Below are 21,667 nucleotides of genomic sequence, written 5' to 3' on the forward strand. Positions count from 1 at the left end.
TGTTTTATGAAATTTGAGACGATTACGAGCGAAGGTAAAGCGCGTCGTGGTCGTTTGACCTTCCCGCGTGGTGAGGTCGAAACCCCTGCGTTTATGCCTGTGGGTACCTATGGAACTGTAAAGGGTATGCTGCCACGTGATGTTGAGGCGACAGGTGCTCATATCTTATTAGGTAACACATTCCACCTGATGTTGCGTCCTGGTACCGATCTGATCGAACTTCATGGCGATCTGCACGACTTTATGCAGTGGGATAAACCGATACTGACAGATTCAGGCGGTTTCCAGGTATTTAGCCTAGGTAAAATGCGCAAGATCACAGAAGAGGGTGTCTCTTTTCAATCGCCTGTGAATGGCGATAAGGTCTTTGTCAGCCCCGAAGTCTCGATGGAAGTCCAGCGCAAGCTAGGGTCTGACATCGTCATGATCTTTGATGAGTGTACGCCTTACCCTGCCACTGAGCAGGAGGCGGCTGACTCTATGCGTCTCTCTCTGCGATGGGCACAGCGATCTAAAGATGCGCACGGTGAAAGTCCTTCGGCTCTGTTCGGTATTGTGCAGGGTGGTATGTATGAACACCTGCGTGATGAATCTCTAGAGGGGCTCACTAATATTGGCTTTGACGGCTATGCGATTGGTGGTCTGTCGGTGGGTGAGCCTAAGCATGAGATGATCAAAGTGTTGGATCATTTGGCGCATAAGATGCCGGAGGATAAGCCACGTTATCTGATGGGCGTGGGTAAGCCTGAAGATTTGGTGGAAGGGGTGCGTCGTGGGGTTGATATGTTCGATTGTGTCATGCCAACCCGTAATGCACGAAACGGCTTTTTATTTACCCGTGAAGGGGTTGTAAAAATCCGTAACTCGTCCCATAAAACAGATATTGGACCAGTGGATGCGGAGTGCGGTTGTTACACCTGTCAGAACTTCAGTCGATCTTACCTGCACCACCTTGATAAGTGCGGCGAGATTCTAGGTTCGCAGTTGAATACGATTCACAACTTGCACTACTACCAAGACTTGATGGCAGGTTTGCGTGGAGCCCTTGAACAGGGTACATTGACCGCCTTCGTAGATGAGTTCTACCGTCGACGTGGCATGGAAACGCCAGCGTTGGCTGAATAACTTAAATAAACTTATATAAATGATGTTACAGGAGTGCTTTTAATGAGCTTCTTTATTTCACCTGCTTACGCTGAAGGTGCAGCTGGTGCTACCGATCCAGGTATGTTTAACCTTATTTTCCTACTGGGTTTCGGTCTGATCTTCTACTTCTTCATGTGGCGCCCACAAGCAAAACGTCAGAAGGAGCACAAAGCACTGGTTTCTGGTCTTGCTAAAGGTGATGAAGTGATCACTGCTGGCGGTATCATCGGTAAGGTTGTTCGTGTATCTGACGACTACATTGCACTTGAAGTATCAGAAGGTGTTGAGCTTAAGTTCCAGAAGACTCACGTTGCGTCTGAACTGCCAAAAGGCACTATTAAAGGTATTTAATCGACCTTGCTTACAGCGCTGTTACTGAACGGTAACGGCGCTTTTCTGTTTTTAAAAGGATGGGCCTGTAATGCTCAATCGTTTTCCCCTTTGGAAAAGCTTGATGATTGTTGTGACACTTTTGTTCGCAGCTATCTACGCTATGCCAAACCTATACCCTGACGACTTTGCGGTTCAAGTGTCGGGTTCCAAACAAGATTTTAAAGTGGATGATCGCACTCTTGCTCGCGTGACGGCTGCTCTGGATAACAACCAGATCGAGTACAAATCGCTTGAAGCAGAAGAGGGTAAAGGTCTGATCCGCTTTGCCGATGGTGATGCTCAGCTACGTGGCCGTGAAGTGATCGGCCGTATCCTGGGTGAAAATTACACCGTAGCTTTAAACCTAGCACCCACGACACCTAGCTGGCTGACAGACATCGGTGCCGGCCCAATGAAACTGGGTCTGGACCTTCGTGGTGGTGTCCACTTCCTGCTAGAAGTGGATATGGTGACTGCCGTCTCTCAGCGTCTTGAAGTGTACGTCAGTGAGATCAAATCTAACCTGCGTAAAGAGCGTCTGCGTTACCGTCAGGTAGAGACTCTGGATGATGGTACGCTAGCGGTTCGCTTTGCCGATGCTGCTACGCGTGATGAGGCCTCTTCGCTACTCAGAAAGAGCTACCAGGAGTTTTTGATCACTGATCTGGATGAAGAGGACTACTCGAGCCTGCAGATCTCTTTGAGTGAGCAGACACTGCGTGATATTGAAGATTATGCCGTTAAGCAGAACCTGACAACGCTGCGTAACCGTGTCAACGAACTGGGTGTGGCTGAGCCGCTGGTACAGCGTCAAGGTCGTAACCGTATCGTGGTTCAGTTGCCGGGTATTCAGGATGCGGCCGCCGCCAAACGTATCATTGGTAAAACGGCTAACCTTGAGTTCCGTCTAGAAGCAAAACCTGACACCTCTCGTGCGCTGACTGAAACCTACCCATTCCGTTCAGACGAGAACCGTAAAGCGAATCTTGAGCGTGATGTCATCATTACCGGTTCTAGCGTCTCTAATGCGCAGTCGAACTTCGATGAGAACGGCATGCCTCAGGTATCAATCAGCCTTGATTCCAAAGGGGGTCAGTTAATGAACCGCACGACGCGTGATGCTATTCAACGTCGCATGGCGGTTCTGTTTGTCGAGTTTAAGGCGCGTATGGTGACTGAGACTGTTGATGGTCAGCAGGTTGAAAAACGTGTGCCATACGTTGAGAAGAAGATCATCTCCCTTGCAACGATTCAGAGTGCGTTGGGCTCTAGCTTCCGTATTACCGGTCTAGATAACCCGCAAGAAGCGTCTGAGCTGGCGCTGTTGCTACGCGCTGGTGCACTAGCAGCACCTATCTACTTCGTCGAAGAGCGCACCGTAGGTCCATCGATGGGTGCTGAAAACATCGAGCTTGGTTTGACGTCCGTTCAAATTGGTTTCGCGTTGGTGATGCTCTTTATGCTGGCTTACTACCGTGTATTCGGTCTAATTGCCAACATTGCATTGACACTGAACTTGGTGATGTTGGTGTCGGTTATGTCGATTCTTTCAGCCACGCTGACCCTGCCTGGTATAGCAGGTATTGTTTTGACTGTCGGTATGGCGGTGGATGCCAACGTGCTGATCTTTGAGCGCATCAAAGAGGAGCTTAAAGTCGGCATGCCGGTGCAGTCAGCGATTCACTCCGGTTTTGCACGTGCCTTCACAACGATCCTGGATGCCAACGTCACGACATTGATCGCAGCGTTGATCCTATTTGCGATGGGTACGGGGCCGGTGAAAGGGTTCGCAATTACGCTGTCAGTCGGTATTTTGACCTCAATGTTTACAGCCATTCTTGTGACTCGCCTGATGGTGAATCTGGTGTATGGCGGCAAACAACTTAAGTCGATCAAGCTGTAAGGAGGTCTAGAGATGTCAGAAGTTCATAAACTCTATAATTTCATGGGCCTACGTAAGGCCTTTGGTATCTTCTCGATCGTTTTGATGATCGCCTCAGTCGCGTCATTAGCGGTTAACGGTCTTCGCTTTGGTCTCGACTTCACAGGCGGTAGCTTGGTTGAAGTGGGTTATGAAGCCTCAGCGGATCTGAACCTTATTCGTCAGCAGCTGTCGACGGCGGGTTATGAAGATGCTGTTGTGCAAAACTTTGGGTCCAGTACCGATGTGCTAATCCGCTTGGGTGAGACGCACGACCCTAAGTTGGGTGACAAAGTGGTTGAGGCGCTTAAAGCTGATGGCTCGGCAGTCGAGTTGCGTCGCAACGAGTACGTCGGTGCACAGGTCGGTGAAGAGCTTCGCGAACAGGGTGGCCTAGGCATGCTGCTGGCGCTTGCGATGATCATGGTTTACCTAGCGTTCCGTTTCCAATTCAAGTTCTCTCTTGGTGCTGTATTGGCCTTGGTTCACGACGTGACCATCGTGCTTGGCTTCTTCTCGATCATGCAGTTGGATTTCGATCTGACAGTTTTAGCGGCGGTGCTTGCGGTGATCGGTTACTCGTTGAACGATACGATAGTTGTCTATGACCGTATCCGTGAAAACTTCCGCATCATGCGTAAAGGTGGTCCGCTTGAGATATTGAACAGCTCGCTGTCGCAGACGTTGAGCCGTACATTGGTGACCTCTTTAACTACCGCGCTTGTGCTGGTTGCGCTGTTGGTCTTCGGTGGTGAGACGATTCGTGGTTTTGCGATTGCATTGCTGGCGGGTGTTGTAATTGGTACCTACTCTTCAATCTATGTCGCAGCGAATCTGCTGTTGGCACTCAAGATTACGAAAGAGGATCTGATTCCTCCGCCTAAAGAAGAGTCAGAAATAGACGAAATGCCCTAACGCTAAAGCCGGCTCATGATGCCGGCTTTTTTATTTCAGGTTAATATGAATGAAACACTTTTATGGATTGGATGATTAATGAGTAAACAGTGGCGCGAAAATGACCCTAACGCACAGGAAGAGGCGGGTAAATACGACCGACCTGTGCCCAGTCGAGACTACATTATTGAGTTTCTTCGTAAGTGGGGTGCTCCTATAAGCCATGCGCACCTGTGTGCCGAGCTCAAGCTCAGTCATCCAGATGATATTGAAGCGGTGCGTCGTCGTTTGATCGCAATGTGCCGTGATGGGCAGTTGATTTCGGATCGTCGCAATCAATTCGGCTTGATTGAGAAGATGGATCTGATTCCAGGTCGTGTCATTGGTCACCGTGATGGCTTTGGCTTTGTGAAGCCCGATGCCGGAGGTGATGATCTGTTTATCAGTGCTCGCCAGATGAAGCAGCTATTTGATGGCGACCGTGTTCTTGTTCAAGAGATCGGGTCTGACCATCGTGGTCGACCTGAAGGTAAAGTGATTGAACTGCTAGAACGTCCTTTGAAAAAGGTGGTGGGACGTTTTGATGGTGAGAATGGTTTCGGCTCATTGATCCCAGAAAATCAGCGTATTACCAATCAGATTGTGGTCATGCCGGATCCTGATAAAGATCTTAAATACGAAGATGGCCAGCTGATTGTTGTTGAGTTGGTTCAACAACCGGATAAACGCCACCCGGCGCGCGCCAAAGTGGTTGAAGTACTGGGTGATCACTTGGCGCCGGGCATGGAGATTCAAGTTGCCATTCATAACCACGACATTCCCAATGAGTGGAGTGCCGGCGTCCATCAAGAGATCGGTGATTTAACTCCTGAGGTTAGGGAAAAGGACAAGACCAATCGTGTCGATCTGCGTGATCTCCCGTTTGTCACGATTGATGGTGAAGATGCTCGCGACTTTGATGATGCTGTCTATGCTGAGAAGAAGCGTATGGGTGGCTGGCGTCTATGGGTAGCCATTGCGGATGTCTCTTACTATGTCAAACCGAATAGCGAGCTGGATAAAGAGGCGGTTAAACGGGGTAACTCGGTCTACTTCCCCGAGTATGTTGTGCCGATGCTGCCTGAGCTGTTATCCAACGGACTCTGTTCGCTGAATCCCAACGTTGATCGTTTGGCGATGGTCTGTAAGCTCAATATTAAACGAGATGGCTCTATCGGTGATGCGGAGTTTTTTGAAGGGATCATAAACTCTAAAGCCCGTCTGACCTACACCAAAGTGGGTGCTATGTTGGATCGCGATGATGACTCGGCTGACGCTGAGTTATGGCGTGATCAATATAAACAGGTGCTACCTCACCTACAGACGCTTCATGGGTTGTTCCACCGACTTCGCGAAGCGCGCGATGATCGTGGAGCGATCGATTTCGATACCACCGAAACACGTATCGTCTTTAGTGATGAGCGTAAGATTCAGAACATAGTACCTGTGACACGTAATGATGCGCATAAGCTCATCGAAGAGTGTATGTTGGCTGCCAATGTGGCAACGGCTAAGTTCTTAGCGAAGCGCAAAAAACCTGCTATCTACCGTATCCATGACGGCCCTAAAGAGCAGCGTCTGGAAAACCTGCGTGCCTTTTTAGGAGAGTTGGGTTTGGCGCTGCCGGGTGGTGATTCACCGGAGCCTAAAGACTATCTTAAACTGGCGTCGGCGATCGAAAACCGCCCGGATCGACACATTATCCAAACCATGATGCTTCGCTCGATGCAGCAGGCTGTGTATAGCCCTGATAATCATGGCCACTTTGGTTTGGCGTATGAGGAGTACACTCACTTTACCTCACCGATTCGACGTTACCCTGATCTTCTTGTCCACCGGATGATTCGATCAGCGATTCACGAAGATAAGAAGATTAAAGGGGCAGCGAGACCGGATGGTTTTGTACGCAACCCAAGCTTTGTCATGAACTACAGTGCAGAGCAGATGCTGCAATTCGGTGAACACTGCTCGATGACTGAGCGTCGTGCCGATGAGGCGACACGTGACGTGGTCTCTTGGCTGAAGTGTGAGTACATGCAGAGCCAGATTGGTGAAGAGTTCACTGGCGTTGTCTCTGCGGTAACAGGCTTTGGTGTATTTGTTGAGTTGGATGATCTTTTTGTCGATGGCCTCGTTCATATCACTAGCCTACCAAGTGATTACTACCAGTTCGAAGCGGGCAAGCAGCGTTTGATCGGCGAACGTACAAGACGCGTCTTTAAGCTAGGTGATCGATTAGGCGTGCGCGTTGCACAAGTCAATCTGGATGAGCGTAAGATCGATTTCGAACTGCTCGATTCAGAGAAAAACAAACCGACGAAAAAACCATCAGTCCGAGAGCGTTTGGCCATGGGGCTGTTTGATCAGAAAGGTAAGGGTGGTGCTAAATCAGGTGCGCGCGTTAAGGGTTCAGGCTCTGGGCGTTCAAGCGGTGGTCGTTCAGGCGGTAGCTCGGGTGAAAAGTTTGGCGGTAAGACAGCCAGCAAAAGCCGTGGAGCAAAAAAGAGCGGCGCGTCTAAGCGCAAGCGCTCTTAACTGGGTATAATCGCATACAGCTTTCTTTGACTCGAGTAAGAGAATGAACGAACTGATTTTGTTGACCTTGTCTGGTTCCGATAAACCGGGCGTCACCGCGGGTATTACTACGATTTTGGCTAAATACGATGTTGAGGTTCTAGACATCGGTCAAGCAGTCATTCACAACACCCTATCCCTAGGTTTACTGTTAAAAGTACCTCATGAGGCTGAATCTTCACCGCTGCTGCGTGATCTGCTGTTCAAAGCGCACGAGATGAACATGGTGCCGCGCTTTGAACCGGTCACTCTAGATGAGTACCAAAGCTGGGTCGGTGCACAGGGTAAGTCACGTCACATCATCACTCTGCTAGCACGACGCATTTCGGCTGAGCATATCGCCAAAGTGACTGAGGTGGCTGCGCGTTACGATCTTAATATCGATAACATCTCACGCCTATCTGGTCGCGTCTCAATTGATGCAGTTGAAGAGGAGAGCAGTAAAGCCTGTGTCGAGTTCTCTGTACGTGATATGTCTGCGGATGAAGCTGAAGTGCGAGCGACTCTGCTAACTTTGGCATCAGAGCTGGGTGTGGATATCGCCTTCCAGCGTGACGACATCTATCGTCGTAACCGCCGTCTGGTGGTGTTCGATATGGACTCGACACTGATTGAAGCGGAAGTGATCGATGAACTGGCCAAAGAGGCCGGTGTTGGCGAGCAAGTTTCTGAGATTACCGAAGCGGCTATGCGCGGTGAAATCGACTTCAATGATAGCTTTAAGCGTCGTGTTGCTCTGCTAGAAGGGTTGGATGAGTCGGTCCTTGAAGGCATCGCTCAGCGCCTGAAAATGACCGAAGGTGCCGAACAGTTAATGTCACAGCTTAAACGCACTGGATATAAGACTGCCATCCTTTCAGGTGGCTTTACCTACTTTGCTAAGTTCCTGCAGAAGCGCTTAGGTTTTGATTACATTCACGCTAATGAGCTCGACATCCAAGATGGCAAAGTGACCGGTAAAGTGGTCGGTACGGTAGTCAATGGTGAGCGTAAAGCGGAGCTGCTGCGTGAGATTGCTGCCAAAGAGGGTGTCTCTCTAGAACAGACCATCGCAGTGGGGGATGGTGCAAACGACCTGCCAATGCTCTCTATCGCGGGCTTAGGCATTGCCTTTAGAGCGAAACCTCTAGTGCGTGAGAATGCTAAGCAGTCGATCAGCACCCTAGGCCTAGATGGCATTCTCTACCTGATTGGTTTCCGCGATCGGGATGTGTGATTGAGCGTCTGAATCAAAAAAACCTCGCCACGGCGAGGTTTTTTGTTGAAGCATCTCTTAAAGAGGTCGCGATCAATACCCAGAAAATCGCCTCATCTGCGATAAGGCTCCAACAATGCTAAAGTCACTAGTGTTTAGTTTTAACTGTTGGAGCGTCCTTGAAAAGGTCGCGATCAATACCTAGAAAATCGCCTCATCTGCGATAAGGCTCCAACAATGCTAAAGTCATTAGTGTTTAGTTTTAACTGTTGGAGCGTCCTTGAAAAGGTCGCGATGGAAATATGAGATTGATGTGGTGATGAAGCAGTATTACTCAAAAAAATGGCAGGGGTAGCAGGACTCGAACCTGCGCATGGGAGGATCAAAACCTCCTGCCTTACCACTTGGCTATACCCCTAGAATGGTGGCAATGACGGGATTCGAACCTGTGACCCACGCATTATGAATGCGTTGCTCTAACCAACTGAGCTACATTGCCATGCTTGAAAGACTTAGATGGCAGGGGTAGCAGGACTCGAACCTGCGCATGGGAGGATCAAAACCTCCTGCCTTACCACTTGGCTATACCCCTAGATGGTGGCAATGACGGGATTCGAACCTGTGACCCACGCATTATGAATGCGTTGCTCTAACCAACTGAGCTACATTGCCATCTTTCAAGGCCGCGAATTATTCCTTCTATAGGCTTCTATGTCAATAGAATCTAAGGGAAAAACCCAAATTCGGCCTGATAAAATTGTGAATCGATCAATCGCTGATCAATTCACAAATTTTCGTTTTAAACGTTGAAACGGAAGTGGATAACGTCGCCATCTTTGACGATGTAATCTTTACCTTCTAGGCGAGCTTTACCCGCCTCTTTAGCGCCTTTTTCACCTTTATATTCGATGAAATCATCGTAGCTGATCGTCTCAGCACGGATGAAGCCTTTTTCGAAATCGGTGTGGATGACGCCTGCAGCCTGGGGTGCAGTAGCACCGATCTTGACGGTCCAAGCGCGGACCTCTTTAACACCGGCTGTGAAGTAAGTTTGCAGACCCAGTAGCTGGTAACCTGCACGAATTACACGATCCAAGCCTGGCTCTTCCATACCCATGTCTTGTAGGAACTCAAGGCGTTCGTCATCTTCCAGTTCTGAGATTTCAGACTCTAGCTTGTTACAGATCGCAACGACTTCAGCGTTCTCATTAGCGGCAAACTCACGAACCGCATCTAGATGAGGGTTATCTTCAAAACCCTCTTCAGAGACGTTAGCGATGTACATGGTCGGTTTAGTCGTTAGTAGGTGGAATCCCTTCGCTAGTTTCTGCTCGTCATCAGAGAGCTCTAGTGAGCGAACTGGCTGACCCTCTGATAGGTGAGGGATTAGTTTTTCCAGCAGTGCTTTCTGTGCAACCGCCTCTTTGTCACCGCCTTTAGCTGAACGTTGTACACGCTGCAGCTGCTTTTCACAGGACTCCATATCCGACAGAGCCAACTCTAGGTTGATCGTCTCAATGTCTTCAAGTGGGTGGATACGGTTAGCGACGTGAATGACATTATCATCTTCGAAACAGCGAACCACGTGTGCAATGGCATCCGTTTCACGGATGTTAGCAAGGAATTTGTTACCAAGACCTTCGCCTTTTGAGGCGCCTGCTACCAAGCCTGCAATGTCCACAAACTCCATCGTGGTTGGCAGGATGCGCTCTGGGTTTACGATCTCCGCCAGTGCGTTTAGGCGTGGATCTGGCATAGGAACGATGCCTGAGTTCGGCTCGATGGTACAGAATGGGAAATTCTCTGCATCGATACCCGCTTTAGTAAGCGCGTTAAAGAGCGTTGATTTGCCGACGTTTGGTAGGCCGACGATGCCACATTTAAATCCCATGATACTGTCCTATTTCGCTGATGCGTTAAAACTGTGAAGTGTGTTCATTGCTTTGGCATGATCCCCTGAGACAATCATCGGGATGTATCTCAACGTTTCATCAATCGCCTGTTGGGTAGAGTTACGTTCAGCAATCGGTGCTTTGCGCAGTACAAATCCTGCAACCTGTTGAGCGCTGCCCGGATGTCCAATACCTAAACGGAGGCGGTAAAAATCTTTGTTATTGCCCATGCTGGCAATAATGTCACGCAAACCATTGTGTCCACCGTGACCGCCGCCTTTTTTTAGACGTGATACACCCGGTGGTAGATCTAGCTCATCGTGAGCGACCAAAATGGATTGAATGGGAATCTTAAAAAAGTTTGCAAGTGCTGCAACGGCTTTGCCTGACCGGTTCATAAAGGTCGTTGGGACCAATAGATGAACGGGTTGTCCGTTGATTAGGATCTTGCTGTAGAGCCCAAAGTAGTTTTTGTTGGGCTGAAGAGGTGAACTGTGTTGAGCAGCGAGCTGCTCAACCAGTTCTGCACCAGCGTTATGGCGTGTTTCGTGATACTCAGCACCTGGGTTGCCTAGTCCGACAATGAGGCTGATACCTTCCATAAGCTGGCACGTATTAGGCTATTAGCCTGCTACTTTAGCACCGCGTGGTGAGTAACAGTAACCGATGCCTTGGTCGTGGTCTTCGCCGCGACGCAGAGCAACGATTTCAACACCTTCTGGCAGAGCGATGTCTGAAAGGTGAGCAATCTGACCAGTCTGGATCTGAGAAAGGTCACAAGAGACTGACTCAGGAAGGTCTTTAGCTAGACAAGTTACTTCTACAACAGCTGTTTCTGCAGCGAATTTAGCAGATGCTTTAGCAGCCGCTGATTTTTCGAAGTTAACGAACTGAAGTGGAACGCGGATCTTAATGCGCTGGTTGTCATCGATGCGCTGGAAGTCAGCGTGAAGAACAACAGGCTTCGCAGGGTGGCGCTGTAGATCTTTGATGATTACAACTGTCTTAGTACCGTCTAGGTCTAGCGCGATTGGCGATGAGTAGAACGCATCGTTTTGAAGTGCTTTACTTAGTTCGTTTGCGCTTAGGCTGATGCTCTGTGGCTCAGCTGAACCGTAAACGATTGCTGGTACTTGGCCAGCGCGACGCAGGCGGCGGCTCGCACCTTTCCCCTGATCTTCGCGGGCAGTTACATTTAGAGTGAAGTTAGACATTTTATATACCTATATAAATTTAAAAACTGCAGGGACCCGCGACCAGATCTCTACAGCTTTGTTTGCCCCGAAGGGCGTTTAGTGAGCCGAAGCTCTTAAAATCAGCTGTTCTTAACGGAACATCGCGCTGATTGATTCTTCGTTGCAGACACGGCGTACCGCTTCTGCCAACATGGGTGCCAGTGAAAGTTGGCGAATTTTGCTACAGCCTTTCGCGGCTTCGCTTAGTGGGATGCTGTCAGTAACAACCATCTCATCAAGCTGAGAATTTGCAATGTTATCAATGGCTGGGCCAGAGAAAACCGGGTGTGTGATGTAAGAGACAACGCGTTTCGCGCCTTTCTCTTTCAATGCAGCTGCTGCTTTACACAGTGTGCCTGCTGTATCACACATGTCATCAACAAGAATACAAGTACGACCTTCAACGTCGCCGATGAGGTTCATAACCTGTGATTCATTCGCACGCTCACGACGCTTATCGATGATCGCAAGATCCGTATCAAGCTGTTTGGCGACTGCGCGAGCACGAACAACACCACCGATGTCTGGTGATACAACCACAACATCGTCATAGTTCTGGTCGTTAATGTCGTCTAGAAGAACAGGTGAACCGTAGACGTTATCAACAGGGATATCGAAGAAACCCTGGATCTGGTCTGCGTGCAGGTCTACTGTCAAAACGCGGTCAACGCCTACGTTGGTTAGCATGGTCGCCACAACTTTAGCGCTAATCGGTACACGTGCTGAACGTGGACGACGATCTTGGCGGGCGTAACCGAAGTAAGGAATTACCGCTGTGATACGTGTTGCTGACGCACGACGGATAGCATCAATGAAGACCATAAGCTCCATTAGGTTGTCGTTTGTCGGTGCGCAGGTCGACTGCACGATGAAAACGTCTTTACCGCGAACGTTCTCTTGAATCTCTACACTTACTTCACCATCGCTGAAGCGGGATACTGTCGCTTGGCCAAGATCCAAATCTAGGCGCTCTGCTACACGTTCTGCCAATGCTGGGTTTGCATTGCCAGTAAATACCATCATCTTAGACACGTCGTAGTCCTGCTCTTTGTCAAAAGAAATGTATGATGAAGTCGTTTGTTGAGGATCTGTCATCGTAATAAATGGCAGGGGTAGCAGGACTCGAACCTACGAATGCTGGAATCAGAATCCAGTGCCTTACCAACTTGGCTATACCCCTAGCGCTCTCCAGTGGTTTCCCACTAAATTTAAGAGGCGCACATTTTAAATTAGAGGCGCTATAAATCAACCCCTGTTGACTGTTTTTTACACAGAATCAGTGTGGGAATTGCCAGTCAGAGATGATTAAGGTGACATCCAGTTGGGTGTGGCTCATTTTAAGCTTGCGAGGTGCTGTCTTGCCGCTGCTAAGAGTCGTCTGTGCGAGCGTGCTAATCTGCCAGTCGTTTTGCAGAAATTGCCCAGGCTCTTTTGCAACGAAGGGTTGTCTTGGATCGGGTCTGCCTTGAATCCAGTAGAGGGCATGATTTACTGGAAGTTGCCAGCCCAATAACTCCTGCATCAAGGCTTCGGCTGAATCTGCTACGTAGCTCTGTTGATCGTCCGTTTCGAGCTTTGCAAAACGATCATTGCCGGTCAGTCTCATGACCTGGCGGCCAAAGGGGTCGATCAGCGCTAGGTCAAACGTCTGTTGGTTTTGGGTCCAGTTAAAGCGGGCGCTTTCGCTGATCTGATCTCCGCGTACACCGAGTTTTCCGCTCACACTAAAGGAGAAGTGAACGGGTTCAGTCAGCGGTTGCACAGGAATAGGTTTAGGTTTTGTTATGCACCCGCTTAGGTACGCGATTGAGCTGATCAGTATAAAAAGTTTTACAAGCTGTTTAGCCACTGCTCGGCCTCAAGGGTATGACGGTTTTCAGGGTGATCTTGAAGCAGAGTGTCCAGTAATGTCTTGGCTTCGTCAATCCGTTCCAATTTGGCCAGCACCTGAATGTAGTGTTTAGCGACCTCTGGGTCGGGAAAAGCTTTAAAGGCTTGTTCGATGTAGATCAGAGCTTCTTGATAGTTATTTGATAGATAAAACGCCCACCCCATAGAGTCGATGACTGCTGGATCGTCCGGGGTTGACTGGTAAGCCTCTTTAATCAGGTTAAATGCCCTCTCAAAATCGTCTGAATAGAGCAGCATTGAGTAGCCTAGAGCATTTTTAAGGCTTGGGTTCTCTTCATCCAATGAGAGTGCTAGTTCAAGGTTGATCAGCATCTGCTCAGGATCGATCGGTTCAAAAGCGATCGCTTTCGCATAAATCAGCGAGTTGGCTTGTGGAACAATTTTTAGCTGTTCGTCGATCAGGTCGATCGCCTCTTGATTGCGTTGTTGATCCAGTAACCATTCGGCGGCGATGCGGGTCAAAGGCTCTATACGTTCTGGATCTTGTTTGATGAGCGTCGTTAGGCGCACCTCTAACTCACTGCTAGATGTTGCTGGATCAATGAGCTCTAAGGTTCTTGCAAAAGCGTTTAGTAGATTGTCACCTGATTTAACCTTGCCGTAAGCGTTCAGAGCCGCTTCGGTGTTGCCACGCTGTTGCTCGATGGCTCCTTTGTAGAGGTAGATATCGCTGTTCTCTGGATCCATGGCAATCAGGCGGTCTATCCAACGCTCAGCCGGGTCGAGCAATTCGTTTTCCAGCAGTAGCAGTGCGTAGTAGTAGATCAGTTGTGGATCTTCATTACTCTCGTTGATGGCCGACTCAACTAGGTTAGGGACTTGATCTGGGCTCTCTATTAGAAGCAGTCGAATTTGGAAAGCCTGAAGCTCTCTGTGGTCTGTATGCTCTATTAGTGCAGGCTGCATGAGATCCAGTGCGCGTGGGATCTCTTCAAGGTCGATGCCAATGACGCGTGCCTTATCCAAAGTTAGATCGGCATTATTAGGATCAATGGCCAGCCCCTGATCAAGTAGATCAATGGCCTTGTTGGGTTGCTGAAGTGAGCGTTGGATGCGCGCTTGAAGCAGAATATTGGGTAGCTTTTGTTGTTGCTCTGGCCCTAGATGCTGAAGGAGATCGAACAGTGCATTGAGTTCCGTGGGTTGTAAGGTTGCACGGTGGCTTTCGATCAGGCCATAAGTCTCAGCACTAAATTCGGAACGGCTTGCTAGGAGCTCCAACGCTTGATCGATTTTGCCCTCTTGAAAGTAGAGGTTAAGCAAAATTTGAAAGGGTAAGGCTTTGTTTGGATCGAGCGTTTGCCATAGTGTTGCCGACTGCTCGACAAGCTCTGCATCACGCATGAATTGTGAAATGCGAGTAGCGCGTTCAGCCAGTTCAGGGCTTTGCGAGAGTTGTGCTTGCTTGTAAAAAAGTGCTTGGGATTGAGCAAAGTCCCGATTCTGACCATAGAGCTCAGCGCTGATCAAATCTAGCAAAGACTCTTGGTTAAGTTCGCCCGGTGTATAGATGGTAGTCGAGTCGGCGCTTTTAAGTTCTGCCTGCTCTGAAGGGCTGTTTGGTTTTGTAGGAGTACAACCCGCTAGAAGAGCCGAAAGGGCCAATGCACTGATTATTGTCGATCTCAAATCTCAACTCCTAGGTTACCAATCTCATCACTATAGAAAACCGATCGGGTGTTGTCATGTGTATAAGCTGCAAAACAGAACAAAAACAGTGGTCTAGGTCTTATTAGACTAGTCTTTACCGTGTATTATTAGCGACCTGTAATATTTAGGTACAAAAGGGATTCATGTCTTTACTCGCTTTAGGGATTAACCATAAAACCGCTCCGGTTGAGATCAGGGAGCGTGTCTCCTTTGCGCCCGAGTCTTTGGTTGACGCTGTAAAGCAAGCCTGTGAAGAGGCCGCACTTGAAGAGGTGGCTATACTCTCTACCTGTAACCGTACTGAGTTGTACTGCCGTTTAGAGGGTGATGGATCAGATCAGTTGCTCAACTGGTTGGCTAGCTATCACCAGGTCGATAAGTCACAACTCGCCAACTGTATCTATGAGCACTGGGATTTAGGTGCTGCACGTCACATGATGCGTGTCGCATCGGGTTTGGACTCCTTAGTGTTGGGCGAACCTCAAATCCTTGGGCAGTTGAAAGACTCATACTCTGTTTCGCAAGAGGCGGGACGAGCGCATGCAGAGTTAGGTCGACTCTTTAGACAGACTTTTTCTGTGGCCAAACAGGTTCGAACCGAGACCAGTATTGGACAGAACCCAGTCTCTGTTGCCTATGCGTCGGTCAGCTTGGCGCAGCACATTTTTGCCGATTTGGCGGATAGCCGAGCGCTACTGATTGGTGCCGGTGAAACCATCGAGCTGGTGGCTCGACACCTGAAAAATGCTGGAATCAAATCGATTACCATCGCGAACCGAACGCTATCACGTGCTCTGGCATTGGCTGATGAGGTAGATGGTAAAGCGGTTGAGTTTGCCTCTATCCCTGATGAGCTTCCTAACGCGGATATCGTGATTACCTCTACGGCATCGCAGTTGCCTATTTTGGGTAAAGGCAGTGTTGAGCGTGCGCTCAAGGTTCGTCGTCACCGTCCTATGTTTATGGTGGATATTGCCGTTCCTCGTGACATCGAAGCCGAGGTGGGCGATCTTGAGGATGTCTACCTCTACACCGTTGATGACCTGACGGAGGTGATCGAAGAGAATCAGCGCTCACGACAGGAGGCCGCGCAAGAGGCTGAGGCGATCATTGAGCAGGGTGCAGAACTTTTCATGCGTCAATTGCGTGAGTTGGATGCCGTCGATACATTGACTGCTCTTCGACAGCAGCAGATGAGCATAGCCGATGAAGAGCTAGAGAAGGCGCTATCGCAACTGCAAAATGGTAAGTCACCTGAAGAGGTGCTAAAGCGTTTAGCGAATGGTTTAACCAACAAGTTTTTACACGAGCCTAGTGTGCAGTTGCGCAAAGCGTCTGCCGAGGGTCGTGACGATCTGCAGCGATCGGTTCAAGAGCTGTTTCAACTCAATCCGCAATCGAAAGATTAGCGTCGGAAATTAAAGATGAAAGAATCCATACGTCAGCGACTGGAGTCGTTGGTTGATCGTTTTGAAGAGCTGTCGGCTCTGCTGAGCGATCCGAGTGTTATTAGCAATCAAGATCAGTTCCGTGATTACTCACGTGAATATTCGGACCTAGAGCCGATCGTCGCCACCTTTAACCAGTGGAATCAGGCGAAAGAGGATCAAGAGACCGCGCTTCTGATGATGGAAGAGGACGACGCTGATCTAAAAGAGATGGCGCAAGAGGAGTTCAAAGAGGCTAAAGCCCTAGAAGAGCAACTTGATGCTGATCTGCAAATTTTGATGCTGCCGAAAGACCCTAATGATGGTCGTAACGTCTTTCTTGAAATTCGAGCGGGAACCGGTGGTGATGAGGCGGCTATTTTTGCCGGTGATCTGTTTCGAATGTACTCACGCTATGCCGAGAAGATCGGTTGGCGGGTAGAGGTCATCAGTGCGAATGAAGGTGAGCACGGCGGTTACAAAGAGATCATAACTCGTGTTATCGGCGATGCCGTTTACTCTCGACTGAAGTTCGAATCGGGTGCGCACCGTGTACAACGTGTGCCTGAAACCGAATCCCAGGGACGCATTCATACTTCGGCCTGTACCGTTGCGGTAATGCCTGAGATGGATGAGTCGGCCGAAATCGATATCAATAAAGCGGACCTGCGAGTTGATACCTTCCGTGCATCCGGTGCCGGTGGTCAGCACGTCAACAAAACAGACTCCGCAATTCGTATTACGCACATCCCAACAGGTGTAGTGGTTGAGTGTCAGGAGGAGCGTTCGCAGCACAAAAACCGTGCTAAAGCGATGGCGCTGCTCGCCTCACGTCTGCAGCAGGCAGAGATCGATAAGGTGCAAGCGGAACAGGCCAGCGCCCGTAAAAGCTTGGTTGGATCGGGCGATCGTTCAGAACGTATTCGTACCTACAACTACCCTCAGGGACGTCTGACCGATCACCGTATCAACCTGACCCTCTACAAGCTAAATGAGGTGATGCAGGGTGATATGGATGAGGTTCTCAATACGCTAATGCAGGAGTATCAGGCAGAGCAGCTAACGGCGCTGTCTGACGATTAATTGATGCGCATCGACGAGGCCCTAGCGAAATCGGCAGAGCTGAAATCAGACTCTGCTCGCGTCGATGTAGAACATCTACTCTGCTTTGTCCTTCAAAAAGACCCCAGTTATCTTAGAACTTGGCCGGAAAAAGAGCTGACAGCAGAGCAGCTTAGCCAGTTTGATTCACTCCTAGTTAAACGGTCACAGGGCACTCCTGTCGCTCACTTAACGGGACGTCGTGGCTTCTGGTCGTTTGATCTAGAGGTCAATCAACACACGTTAATTCCTCGTCCTGATACCGAAACCTTGGTTGAGTGGGCCCTTGAGTTGCCTCTCAATTCGAAAGCATCTGCAGTCGACCTAGGTACAGGAACGGGTGCTATCGCCATCGCGTTGGCGCTGGAAAACCCTGCATGGCAAGTGAGTGCTGTGGAGTTCGTTGCAGAGGCCGCTGAGTTGGCAAGACGAAACGCAGTTCGTTTAGGCGCCTCTAATTTAACGGTGCTATCCGGTTCTTGGTTTGAACCTTTGGCCGGTCAGTACGATTTAATCGTTTCAAATCCACCCTATATTGATCCTAAAGATACTCATTTAGAGCAGGGTGATGTCCGCTTTGAACCCCTAACGGCATTGACTGCCGAGGATGAAGGGCTAGCCGATCTCTTCTATATTATTGAGATAGCTCCAGCCTATTTGAAGGGTGATGGCTGGTTGCTACTAGAGCATGGCTATGATCAAGCGGAGCAGGTGGCCAATAAACTTAAACAGGTTGGATTTGAACAGGTTGAAACACGACAAGATTATGGGGGTAATCCCAGAATTACCGGTGGTTGTTGGAGAGTCTGATGTTAAATGATGAACAGTTATTGCAATACAGCCGACACCTTCTGTTGCCGGAAGTCGACGCGGCCGGTCAAGAGGCTTGGTTAAACGCCAAAGTGTTGATCGTTGGCTTGGGTGGATTAGGCAGCCCAGTTGCACTCTATTTGGCTTCGGCAGGTGTGGGTGAGTTGGTACTGGCTGATGATGATCGAGTCGAGCTAAGCAACCTTCAGCGTCAGGTGATCCATACGCATCAACGATTGGGTGAGTTTAAAGTAGAGTCGGCCCAAGCGCAGATTGCTGAGATCAATCCCAATACCCAGGCCAGCGTGATCACTGATCGATTAGATGGTGAGTTGTTGCAACGCACCGTCAGCAGTGTGGATCTGGTCGTTGATTGTACCGATAACTTCCAAACCCGCCATGCACTGAATCGAGCCTGTTTTGAGGCCGGTAAGCCGCTGGTCTCAGGTGCTGCGATTCGTTTTGAAGGGCAGGTCAGTGTTTATGATCCTCGCCACCCTGAAACACCTTGCTATCAGTGCCTCTATCCTGCGGATGCCAATGTTGATCAAAACTGTTCAACCTCTGGCGTGTTTGCGCCTCTTGTTGGTATGGTCGGTACGATTCAAGCAGCGGAAGCACTCAAAGTGTTGGCTAGCATCGGCGAGGTTTTAGAAGGGCGGTTGCTGCTTATTGATGCCAAGACGATGCAATTTCAAACGTTGAAGTTATCTAAGCGAGCAACTTGTGAGGTCTGTGGTTAAATCTTAGTGGGATTTAAAGCCAACTGTCTCTCAATGTTTTGTCAGCTACAATGCGGCTGGCGTAGCTTTGAAAGGTTTCAGAGGCTTCTGTTAACTGTTGCTCGTTCAGTCTGACACCGGACTCAATCAAAAACTTCATCAGCTCTCTATCTTCATTTTTAATTGCGAACACAATCGCTTCAGTCGCACCGTTGAGGTCACAGCCATGTTGTGACACTAGGCTGAGCAGGGCCATTCGATCACTCTCCCTATTGTTTACAATAAACCTACTCAGCTGATTGATTTGCTGGTTGGAGATGCGATTTAACCCCTCTCTTAGTAACACTCTTAGGGTCTTGATCGGCTGTTCAGTGGTGCAGGCTAATAGCCCGTAATTAAGCAGTGTCTCAGTGTCAGCGATCTGCAGTTTCTGCAGAAGTGACTCTAGATAGTCAGGTGCGGACTCGTTAATCGTCGCTTCAATGAGCTGTGTTGATGCAGTTGATAGTTCAGCAGGGTCGACTCTGTTTAGGATCTCCCTAAAGCCTTTGAGATCCTCTTTGAGTAGAGCCTTTTTGAGTTTATCGATGTTTGATTTAAACAGCTTACTCAGCATTGATGCCAAACATCCAAGAGTCCATGGCGATAGCGCTGTGTCGGACTTCGTCGTTCATATGTTTCAGATTGATCCACTCATCACCTGCCGCACCCAGTGCGAAGTAGAGCGGTATAAGGTGTTCATCAGTGGGGTGGGCGGCTTGTGCATAAGGGGCCACTGAACGGTAGTTTAGTAGAGTGGCCAGTTCACGTTTTTCCAGTCGAGTTTTTAGCCAGTCGGTAAACACGGTTACGTACTCAGGCTGACCAGGTTGGCGAACATCTCTTAGATTGTGGGTCGTGCTGCCGGATCCAATGACGAGCACCCCCTCTTGTCTTAAGGAACGCAGTGCATACCCCATTTTGTAGAGTGATTCAGGCGTGCTGGTTCTTGGCATAGAGAGAGCCACAACCGGAATATCTGCGTCTGGATAGAGATGTCTAAGCGGGGCCCAGACTCCGTGGTCTAAACCGCGTTGTGCATCCAACTCCACTTCATAACCGGCAAAGGTGAGTAGCGACTGCGTGTAAATCGCCAACTCTAAATCCCCTTTGGCAGGGTATTGAATAGCAAACAGCTCATCAGGGAAACCGTAAAAATCATGAATGGTTTCAGGCTGGAGTGATGAGGTCAGTTTAATCCCGCCAGTAAACCAGTGGGGCGACATGATGAGTATTGCCTTGGGTTGCGGGTATTTTTCTAGCTCATCAAGGCGCTGCTGTTCAGATTCCCCGAACACCAATGCATCAAGCGGTGAGCCGTGGCTCAAATAGAAAGAGGGCAGTGCTTGTTTCATCAGTCGTTTGGATCCAGTCCCGTAGTCTTACGGCGCATCATTGGTGCATTGCCATCGCCTAATGCAGCAGCTGTTGGTTGACGACGCTTGCCGATATCCTTCTTATCGCGAGCGCGCTGTTTAACCTTAGGCTTATCGCTGCTCTTACGTTTATCAGACTCTTTGCGCTTTTTAGTACCCGCTGCGCGGCCGTTCTTACGAACTTTTTCAGGCCCCTTGTAGTGACCTTTTAGTCCCGCAATGGATCGCATCTCAAACGTCACTTTAAGGTAGCGCTGGATGGTCGCGGATAGGTTCCACTCGTTCGACATGATCAGGTTGATGGCCAAACCTTTGCGTCCCTGTCGACCACTGCGGCCGATACGGTGAACGTACTCGTCACCCTTACGCGCCATATCAAAGTTGATGACGAGGTCGACACCTTCAATGTCCAATCCACGTGCAGCAACATCGGTTGCGATTAGGTGGTTGATGCGGCCATCTCTGAATAGCTGGAGAATACGTTTACGTTCCGGCTGCTCCATCTCGCCATGAAGAATGCCAATGCGACGACCTTCACGTTGTAATTTAGTACCAAGCTGCTCTGCAAAGGCACGGGTATTACAGAAGATAATCCCTTTCTCATGCTCTTCGTTATCTAGAAGCCAAAGTAGTATCTTCTCTTTGTGACCAGGGTGATCAGCTAGGATCATCTGCTGTGTGATCGTCTCAACAGCATCTTGTGCAGTCGCTAGCTGCAATCGAACCGGCTCTTTAAGACCAACATTGATCAGGCTTTGAAGTTTGCTGTGGTTGAGCGTTGCAGAGAGCAGTAGCGTCTGACGCTCTGTAGGGCAGGCATCAATAATAAAGCTCATCTCATCTTTAAAGCCCATGTCGAGCATGCGATCGGCTTCATCAAGAACAAGATACTCAAGATCATCAAAATCGAGGGTGTTGCGCTCAAGGTGCTCTTTCAAGCGACCTGGTGTGCCCACTAAAATTTCTGGGTTTTTACGTAGGCGAGCAACCTGGTTTGACCAGTTTTCACCGCCACATACGCTCTGAACCTGAATTTGTGTGAATGCCGCTAGCTCGGCGCACATGTTTTCGACCTGTTCAGCCAGCTCTCGAGTAGGGGTCAGAATCAATCCGCGTGTGCCCGAGCGAGGTTTAGGCGTATCGAGCAGCTTTTGCAGCAGTGGCACAACAAAAGCGAGTGTTTTACCGCTGCCTGTTTCTGCACCAACCAGAAGGTCTTTACCTTCTAACGCGACAGGGATGCTCTCCTGTTGCACTGGGGTGGGTTGAGTAATGCCCATTTGGTCGATCGCTTTTAAGATACGATCACTGATATCGAGTTCGCTAAACACGCAAAGTTCCTACATAAATGAATGGCGCGATT

The 21,667-nt window shown here is 49.3% G+C and carries 19 protein-coding genes and 5 tRNA genes; 10 read left to right on the forward strand and 14 right to left on the reverse strand.

The window, feature by feature from the left end:
- The first annotated feature begins 6 nt into the window (after positions 1 to 6).
- The 6 genes from tgt (at position 7) to serB (ending at position 8,162) form a co-directional block, all read left to right on the forward strand.
- Positions 7 to 1,125: a tRNA guanosine(34) transglycosylase Tgt gene (gene tgt, locus XMG48_RS03375; protein WP_173480763.1), complete on the forward strand. Its 1,119-nt coding sequence runs from the start codon at positions 7 to 9 to the stop codon at positions 1,123 to 1,125.
- Positions 1,126 to 1,167: 42 nt separating this feature from the next.
- Entirely contained in the window at positions 1,168 to 1,497 is a 330-nt protein-coding gene (gene yajC, locus XMG48_RS03380; protein WP_173480633.1) for a preprotein translocase subunit YajC, read from the forward strand.
- A gap of 70 nt (positions 1,498 to 1,567) precedes the next feature.
- A complete protein-coding gene (secD, locus tag XMG48_RS03385; RefSeq protein WP_173480634.1) occupies positions 1,568 to 3,421 on the forward strand; it encodes a protein translocase subunit SecD in 1,854 nt (617 codons plus the stop codon).
- A gap of 12 nt (positions 3,422 to 3,433) precedes the next feature.
- Entirely contained in the window at positions 3,434 to 4,354 is a 921-nt protein-coding gene (gene secF / locus XMG48_RS03390; RefSeq protein ID WP_173480635.1) for a protein translocase subunit SecF, read from the forward strand.
- A 78-nt stretch (positions 4,355 to 4,432) separates the two neighbouring features.
- Positions 4,433 to 6,907, forward strand: coding sequence for a ribonuclease R (gene rnr, locus XMG48_RS03395; protein ID WP_173480636.1), 2,475 nt, complete (start codon positions 4,433 to 4,435; stop codon positions 6,905 to 6,907).
- A gap of 43 nt (positions 6,908 to 6,950) precedes the next feature.
- Positions 6,951 to 8,162: a phosphoserine phosphatase SerB gene (serB, locus tag XMG48_RS03400; protein ID WP_173480637.1), complete on the forward strand. Its 1,212-nt coding sequence runs from the start codon at positions 6,951 to 6,953 to the stop codon at positions 8,160 to 8,162.
- Positions 8,163 to 8,484: 322 nt separating this feature from the next.
- Here the strand turns inward: serB and XMG48_RS03405 are convergent.
- The 11 genes from XMG48_RS03405 to XMG48_RS03455 form a co-directional block, all read right to left on the reverse strand.
- Positions 8,485 to 8,559: transfer RNA gene (locus XMG48_RS03405), tRNA-Gln, on the reverse strand.
- 4 nt (positions 8,560 to 8,563) lie between these two features.
- A tRNA-Met gene (locus XMG48_RS03410) sits at positions 8,564 to 8,640 on the reverse strand.
- A gap of 18 nt (positions 8,641 to 8,658) precedes the next feature.
- A tRNA-Gln gene (locus XMG48_RS03415) sits at positions 8,659 to 8,733 on the reverse strand.
- 3 nt (positions 8,734 to 8,736) lie between these two features.
- A tRNA-Met gene (locus XMG48_RS03420) sits at positions 8,737 to 8,813 on the reverse strand.
- Positions 8,814 to 8,940: 127 nt separating this feature from the next.
- On the reverse strand, positions 8,941 to 10,032 hold the full coding sequence (gene ychF / locus XMG48_RS03425; protein ID WP_173480638.1) for a redox-regulated ATPase YchF: 1,092 nt from the start codon (positions 10,030 to 10,032) through the stop codon (positions 8,941 to 8,943).
- 9 nt (positions 10,033 to 10,041) lie between these two features.
- Positions 10,042 to 10,635, reverse strand: coding sequence for an aminoacyl-tRNA hydrolase (gene pth / locus XMG48_RS03430; protein WP_173480639.1), 594 nt, complete (start codon positions 10,633 to 10,635; stop codon positions 10,042 to 10,044).
- 21 nt (positions 10,636 to 10,656) lie between these two features.
- On the reverse strand, positions 10,657 to 11,247 hold the full coding sequence (locus tag XMG48_RS03435; RefSeq protein ID WP_173480640.1) for a 50S ribosomal protein L25/general stress protein Ctc: 591 nt from the start codon (positions 11,245 to 11,247) through the stop codon (positions 10,657 to 10,659).
- 111 nt (positions 11,248 to 11,358) lie between these two features.
- Positions 11,359 to 12,300 (reverse strand): ribose-phosphate pyrophosphokinase, encoded by a 942-nt coding sequence (locus XMG48_RS03440; RefSeq protein WP_173480641.1) that lies wholly within the window; start codon positions 12,298 to 12,300, stop codon positions 11,359 to 11,361.
- Between the two features lie 72 nt (positions 12,301 to 12,372).
- Positions 12,373 to 12,448 (reverse strand) — tRNA-Gln (locus XMG48_RS03445).
- A 96-nt stretch (positions 12,449 to 12,544) separates the two neighbouring features.
- Entirely contained in the window at positions 12,545 to 13,117 is a 573-nt protein-coding gene (lolB, locus tag XMG48_RS03450; RefSeq protein WP_173480642.1) for a lipoprotein insertase outer membrane protein LolB, read from the reverse strand.
- On the reverse strand, positions 13,099 to 14,808 hold the full coding sequence (locus tag XMG48_RS03455) for a tetratricopeptide repeat protein (protein WP_173480643.1): 1,710 nt from the start codon (positions 14,806 to 14,808) through the stop codon (positions 13,099 to 13,101). The genes lolB and XMG48_RS03455 overlap by 19 nt, the downstream gene beginning before the upstream one ends.
- 164 nt (positions 14,809 to 14,972) lie before the next feature.
- On the opposite strand from XMG48_RS03455, the gene hemA reads away from it, so the two are divergent.
- From hemA to XMG48_RS03475, 4 genes are read left to right on the forward strand one after another with little or no spacing between them, the layout of a single operon-like run.
- A complete protein-coding gene (gene hemA, locus XMG48_RS03460; protein ID WP_173480644.1) occupies positions 14,973 to 16,238 on the forward strand; it encodes a glutamyl-tRNA reductase in 1,266 nt (421 codons plus the stop codon).
- A gap of 15 nt (positions 16,239 to 16,253) precedes the next feature.
- Complete coding sequence (prfA, locus tag XMG48_RS03465) at positions 16,254 to 17,339, forward strand: peptide chain release factor 1 (protein WP_173480645.1); 1,086 nt, start codon at positions 16,254 to 16,256, stop codon at positions 17,337 to 17,339.
- A 3-nt stretch (positions 17,340 to 17,342) separates the two neighbouring features.
- A complete protein-coding gene (gene prmC / locus XMG48_RS03470) occupies positions 17,343 to 18,167 on the forward strand; it encodes a peptide chain release factor N(5)-glutamine methyltransferase (protein WP_173480646.1) in 825 nt (274 codons plus the stop codon).
- Positions 18,167 to 18,910 (forward strand): molybdopterin-synthase adenylyltransferase MoeB, encoded by a 744-nt coding sequence (locus XMG48_RS03475; protein ID WP_173480647.1) that lies wholly within the window; start codon positions 18,167 to 18,169, stop codon positions 18,908 to 18,910. Before prmC ends, XMG48_RS03475 begins: the two co-directional genes overlap by 1 nt.
- A gap of 13 nt (positions 18,911 to 18,923) precedes the next feature.
- Here XMG48_RS03475 and XMG48_RS03480 read toward each other — a convergent pair whose 3' ends face one another.
- Genes XMG48_RS03480 through XMG48_RS03490 form a run of 3 tightly spaced genes read right to left on the reverse strand, consistent with a single transcriptional unit; the run spans position 18,924 to position 21,635 of the window.
- A complete protein-coding gene (locus tag XMG48_RS03480) occupies positions 18,924 to 19,505 on the reverse strand; it encodes a hypothetical protein (RefSeq protein ID WP_173480648.1) in 582 nt (193 codons plus the stop codon).
- Positions 19,495 to 20,283 (reverse strand): class III extradiol ring-cleavage dioxygenase, encoded by a 789-nt coding sequence (locus XMG48_RS03485; RefSeq protein ID WP_173480649.1) that lies wholly within the window; start codon positions 20,281 to 20,283, stop codon positions 19,495 to 19,497. Before XMG48_RS03485 ends, XMG48_RS03480 begins: the two co-directional genes overlap by 11 nt.
- On the reverse strand, positions 20,283 to 21,635 hold the full coding sequence (locus XMG48_RS03490; protein WP_371731410.1) for a DEAD/DEAH box helicase: 1,353 nt from the start codon (positions 21,633 to 21,635) through the stop codon (positions 20,283 to 20,285). The genes XMG48_RS03485 and XMG48_RS03490 overlap by 1 nt, the downstream gene beginning before the upstream one ends.
- Between the last annotated feature and the right edge of the window lie 32 nt (positions 21,636 to 21,667).

It is taken from the genome of Marinobacterium sp. xm-g-48 (assembly GCF_013282925.1).
In the GTDB taxonomy this organism is placed as follows: Bacteria; Pseudomonadota; Gammaproteobacteria; order Pseudomonadales; family Balneatricaceae; genus Marinobacterium_E.